General features: G+C 53.3%; 5 protein-coding genes. 2 read left to right on the top strand and 3 right to left on the bottom strand.

Translation table 11 applies throughout. The features are described from left to right. A partial coding sequence (locus tag IQ260_RS27405) for a cation:proton antiporter domain-containing protein (protein ID WP_193996249.1) occupies positions 1–467 on the bottom strand: 467 nt, incomplete at its 3' end. Positions 468–822: 355 nt separating this feature from the next. On the opposite strand from IQ260_RS27405, the gene IQ260_RS27400 reads away from it, so the two are divergent. Further along, entirely contained in the window at positions 823–3,711 is a 2,889-nt protein-coding gene (locus IQ260_RS27400; protein WP_193996248.1) for a DUF4347 domain-containing protein, read from the top strand. Positions 3,712–3,715: 4 nt separating this feature from the next. On the opposite strand, the gene IQ260_RS27395 is transcribed toward IQ260_RS27400, so the two are convergent. Beyond that, positions 3,716–4,684, bottom strand: a complete 969-nt coding sequence (locus tag IQ260_RS27395; protein ID WP_193996247.1) for a phosphodiester glycosidase family protein — start codon at positions 4,682–4,684, stop codon at positions 3,716–3,718. Between the two features lie 44 nt (positions 4,685–4,728). Further along, positions 4,729–4,965 (bottom strand): CDGSH iron-sulfur domain-containing protein, encoded by a 237-nt coding sequence (locus tag IQ260_RS27390; RefSeq protein WP_193996246.1) that lies wholly within the window; start codon positions 4,963–4,965, stop codon positions 4,729–4,731. Positions 4,966–5,150: 185 nt separating this feature from the next. Here IQ260_RS27390 and IQ260_RS27385 point away from each other — a divergent pair. Further along, the coding region (locus IQ260_RS27385) for a hypothetical protein (protein WP_228016483.1) at positions 5,151–5,452 on the top strand (302 nt) is incomplete at its 3' end.

Below are 5,452 nucleotides of genomic sequence, written 5' to 3'. Positions count from 1 at the left end.
GTGGCCGACAGACCAGCACCCACCAGTAGTGCCGTCGCCAGCGATGCCCCCGCCACGTTGGACAGGCCCCAAAACAGCCCGCCAACACAGATCACCACGCCAATAATGGCGTAGAGCACGATGGGGACCCAGTCTCGCTTGAGGTTTTCCCACTTGATATTCCAAGCCGCCTCAAACAGCAGGGGTGGCAAGAAAATAAACAGAATTAGCTCTGGCGATAGATTGACCAGTCGAACATCCAGTACAGCCAGCCCCAGCCCCACCAGCAATAGCAATAGTGTGTAGGGGATATTGCGCAGCCAGCTCACCACCCGTGACAGGGTGGCCACTCCGAGGGACACCGACAGCACTAGTAAAAACTGACGCAGATTTTCTTCGATAGCTTCATTCTCAACTACCAGGTCTGCGGCGGCGGTGGCGGTGGCGAAAACACCTTGAAAATCAGGCAAAGGGCTATCTAGGAACATGACGGATGAATACCGATGGTCAGGCTACATCATAAGGGCTTTACCTCTCTATTTAGTCAGTAATTTAGTCGGTATCTTCCCTAGGGAAGATTGTTGATACCCATCGCAAGACAGTGTGTCGAAAAATGGCAAACAACCTATAGGGCCAGACATAAAACCCAATGTTCCCAATGGTATGGATCTTGTAAAGACACGTAAATCTGCGGTGTTGTTTTTGTTGCCTCTGTCTCAGGATACGGATGTTTTGAGCCGTTGTTGGACATGTTGATAGGAAAAAATCAGTCTTTTTTGTCCTCTGAGTCTGCCGGACGGGCCTGTAGTTTTCTTACCGATATCAGTTTATAAATACGCCTCTATGACTTTTCCTATCGTTACTACTAAGTCTGATTGTCAACAACCGGTCCCAGGGCAGCAGACCCATCTCAATGCAGCAGCCCTCGTTATATTTGACAGCCGTGTAGATGATTTACCCCAGCTGCTAGCTGGGCTACGTCCCGGTGTCAGCGCCCATGTGCTTGACCCAGACCGCGATGGCATTGAGCAAATTAGTCAGCTGATGCACCAGCAACCTACGGCATCACTGACGCTGGTTGCCCACGGCTTTCCCGGCGGGCTACAGCTGGGTTCAGGCATATTAGAGCTAAACAATCTGAATCGATATTCTGGCCAGCTGCGCGACTGGTTTAGAACGGTTGCTAGACCGCAGCTTACCCTGTTGGCCTGTCACGTGGCTGCAGGTGATGCGGGGAGCGAGTTTGTGGAGACGCTGGCGGTCCTAACAGAAGCTACAGTTACTGCCGCAGCTAGGGAAATCGGAAAAGGCCACTGGCCACCGGTAGCCGCACACACATTTCGCCAGACCGTGCTTGAGCAGTATGCCGCTACGCTGGTGCTGACGTTTAAAGAAGATATTAAAGACGGCACCCTTGACAACGGTAGCGAAGCCGCCAATCGGTTATTTGGTACATCCGGGGTGACGGTGAGCCCCGATGGCACTCAGGTATTTGTCACCAGTGCTGTTGATGCCGCGCTCCTAGTATTTGACCGCGATGCATTTGGCAATTTGACCTTTAGCCAGTCGATTCGAGATAGCTTTGAGGTGGAGGAGCTGTTTGGGGCATTTGGGGTGACGGTGAGCCCCGATGGCACCCAGGTGTTTGTCGCCAGTGTCGGCGATCATTCTCTAACGGTTTTTCGCCGCGAGAACGGCACCCTAACACGACAGCAGCTGCTAAAAGACGGCCGGGATGATATTGAGCGGCTAGAAGGGGCGATTGATGTTGCGATCGCACCCGACGGCCAGCAGGTTTATGTGGTCAGCCTAGTGGATTCATCCCTGACGGTGCTCGACCGGGACACCTCGGGCAATTTGACCTTTAGACGGACATTTACAGACGGTGTGCTTGGCGGGGGGGACGAACTGGCCGGCGCCTCAGGGGTGGCTGTCAGTCCGGACGGCACTCAGGTATTGGTCACGAGCCACACCGATGGAGCAATTACAGTCTTTGACCGGGATGCCTCGGGCAACTTAACCCTTCGACAAACCATCAAAGATGGTACGGGCGATGTGCAGTCGCTGTTTGGGGCCTCAGGGGTGGCCATCAGCCCTGACGGTCAGCAGGTCTATGTAGCCAGCGCCACAGATGCCGCTCTCACGGTCTTTGACCGCAGGGCCGATGGCACCTTGAGCTTTGCCCAGGTGATTCAAGATGGCGACGACGGGGCTGAGCTGTTTGGGGGAAACAGCGATCTGTTTGCAAGCAAGAATGTTACCGGTATCCCAACGATCAATGGTTTTAGCAGCGTTACGGTCAGTCCGGACGGCCAGCAGGTCTTTGTAGTCAGTTTTGCAGATAATGCCCTAACAGTTTTCGACCGGGATACCACCGGGAGATTAACCTTGAATCAGGTCATTCAAGACCAGGATGGTCGCAATGGTGCCGATGAGCTGGCAGGTGTAGTGGGTGTGGCGCTCAGCCCCGACAACCAGCAGGTGTTTGTCGCTAGCATTAACGACGACGCGCTGACGGTCTTTGACCGCGACTTGGCCCCTAGCCTGCTGAGCATTACCCGACAAACGCCGATTACCGCCAATACCGATGCAGACAGTTTGGTGTTTCGGGCCACCTTTGACGAGAGTATTCTCAACATTGACCCAGCTGACTTTAGCGTCACCGGAGGGAGTACGGCCATCGTCACCGCCATCACTTCCATCAGTGCGACTGTTTATGACATCACAGTGACCGGAGGCGATCTAGCCGACTTTAATGGCATCGTCGGTTTAGATTTAGCAGCTAGTCAAGACATTCAAGATCCCATCGGCAATCGTCTCCCCACCCAAGAGCCCGCCGTTGATGACACATATACCCTCACTAACACCCCCACGCCGACCACCGCCAAACTCACGCCCCTATCGGGTCTAGAAGTCACCGGTCTGGGGGATGCGAATACGGTGCGTCTGCAGGTAGACCAGGTTAATATTTCTGACGTAGGCGAGATTCTTATCTTTAGCGTTGATACTACTGGCCGTACCCAGATTGCCAGTTTCTCGCTGCTGGAGGGTGGCCAGCTGGCTGATGCCTATGCCCCCAGCTTTAGCATTGATAACAGCCAGGTGAGCACAGGACAGTTTTTAGAGTTTGAGTTGGTGGTGAATGGGTTAACCCGTCTGGCTACACCGACGGCCATTAGTGATGCTCAGATCTCCCTAGACTTCGGTGATGGTACCCAGTTGATAGCAGAGACATTCACCCAAACGACGACGACTAATCTGTTGGTGGGTGATGCTACGGCCATTGACCTTAGCGGGCAAACGGGTCTAGTTAATGTGGAGTTTACGGTGTACCGGTCTGCTGCTAGGGCCAATACCGTTGGGTTTTACACCACTGACTTTGCCGATGGGGGGATCCGTGATGTGCTCACTAACAGTACGCTACGGCCTGGCGATGCGGGCTATAGAGAAGCGGCTCTAGCCAACCAGCTAGATGTGCAGCTCTCAGGAGAGAACGGCCAGGTGCGGACGATCTCGGACACCCTGACAGGGGGGGATTTCTTAGGGATTTTCCTGGTGGCAGGCGGTGGCGACCCAGCCACAGGTGAGGTGTTCTTTAGCCACGCTGGTGCCAATGCCAACGGCAATGATCATGCCAAACTCTTGGGCGATAATACCTTTGGCTTTGAAGACCTTAGCGGTCTTGGCGACGGAGACTTTAACGATGTGGTGGTGGAATTTGCGGTTGGTTAGGTATCTAGTTAGACGTTTCTAACGGTTGGGCAAAGAAACCCAGGTGATTGGCGACCGGACGCTCTTGACCCGGCACTTTGACATGGGCTGGGACATTTAGTAGATGTGAACCCGCAGCGGTGGGGGTAGTTTGACCTGCAGCTTCATCGGTTAGGGGAGATGAGATCGCAAGTGTCGCCGACCCCCCACCGTCTAACTGCAACGCCCTATCCGCCCCTATGGCCTGCATCAAATCTGTCATTTCCTGTAGCGTACTCCCCTCCGCGTAAAGCGGCTGTTTGCCATCAGCCAGCACGAGCCACAGCCGAGTTCCACTGGTGTCCACTGCAGCGATCGTAAACGGGTACGGCCTGCCGTTCCCCTGGGCAATTTTCTCCTTAACCTCAGCGGTCGGCTGTCCTTTATCCACTAGCAACAGCTTACCGGCAACTGCCTGGGTGCCATTGGGGCAATCCCCATCTGGGCGGATGGCTGCCTGTTGCGGCCTCAAACAAAGCGACGGATGATTCGACTCCCCGATCGATACTAGCTCCCCGTCGGACAGTCCTATGCCAACAATATTGACCCGCTGGCCAGCGCGGGGGCCATAGTTCCAGGGCGTACTCTCTCGAAACGGATAGAAAAAATTCGCATTGATTGCCAGCTGCAGCCCGTGGGTTTGCACAAAATCCGAGGTGCGCTGAGCCAGCGATTCTTGGGGAATCCCTCCACCTTGGTTAGGGACTGCGTCTGCAGGTCCAGGAGTCACAAAGGGTCTCAGACCGGGAGCTGTAAGATCAATTTCTATACTGTGAATAACCTGAGGTCGCGGCTGCGCTTTGACCTGTCGGCTATAGACAATGCCCTGAAACAGCGGTTGGCGAGTAATTGTTTGATGGCGAGGCCGACGCATACTACTGGCACTATGTAACGCCAGGGGCATCAGCAATCCCAACCAAATCACACCTACTTTCACCAAACGCCATCGGGACATATTTATAGTCTAAACAATGGGTATCTTCATTAGATCACAATCCCTTAAATATTGCTATGAGTTCCGTCACAAAACGGCTGTTTACCTGTTTTCTTACACAAACAAAGCGCTACAGTTTTCTTCTCTTCAATTGTAAATTTGACTGGGGTGAAGTCTGTGCCTTTGTGGGCACCGTCACAAAACGGTTGGTTGGCAGAATTGCCACAGCTGCACCACCAGTAATCCCCCGCCTCCAGTTCCATAACGGCTGGCTTAGTATCAGCTACAGTAGGTTCACTCATCAAAAAATCTCCTCTCGAATATAGATACGCCTATATTGTGAACAACCACACACACAAAGACAATAGCTATATTGTTTTACATATTGTCCTTCAAAAGAGGACAATGATAGAAAGTAGCGTTTGAAACCCTTATGCATTTGGGTTAGGTTGGAGCTAGTCAAAATAACTGTCACGAAATTGTCTCCATGGACCTCCCTAAGGACCGTAACCACCTTCGGCGTCATTCCAGGAGACCGAAAGGATCGCAAACAGTGGGTCTAGCTGCGATCGCACTGTTCACATTCCATGCTGTCAGTAGCTTAGTCTTTAGTGTTATAGATCTTGCCCCCAGCAGCCCCCTCTGGGGATTAACCCTAACCCTAGCAGGCTTTTTGGCCGTTGCCGGGGCCGCAGTGGGTTTGCAGTCGCTCAAAATATTACCCCAGTGGCTGACGGGTTTGGGCAGCGGGGCGGCGTCTGGAGCCCTGCTATGTTTTTACAGTTTTGG

This window comes from Leptolyngbya cf. ectocarpi LEGE 11479 (genome assembly GCF_015207065.1).
Classification (GTDB): domain Bacteria; phylum Cyanobacteriota; class Cyanobacteriia; order Phormidesmidales; family Phormidesmidaceae; genus Leptothoe; species Leptothoe ectocarpi.
This window is presented reverse-complemented; position numbering and strand designations above follow the sequence as displayed.

Bases quoted from the DNA above. Each gene is read 5' to 3' on its own strand.
- IQ260_RS27395 (WP_193996247.1), bottom strand. From the start codon at position 4,684: ATGTCCCGATGGCGTTTGGTGAAAGTAGGTGTGATTTGGTTGGGATTG.
- IQ260_RS27400 (WP_193996248.1), top strand. From the start codon at position 823: ATGACTTTTCCTATCGTTACTACTAAGTCTGATTGTCAACAACCGGTC.
- IQ260_RS27390 (WP_193996246.1), bottom strand. From the start codon at position 4,965: ATGAGTGAACCTACTGTAGCTGATACTAAGCCAGCCGTTATGGAACTG.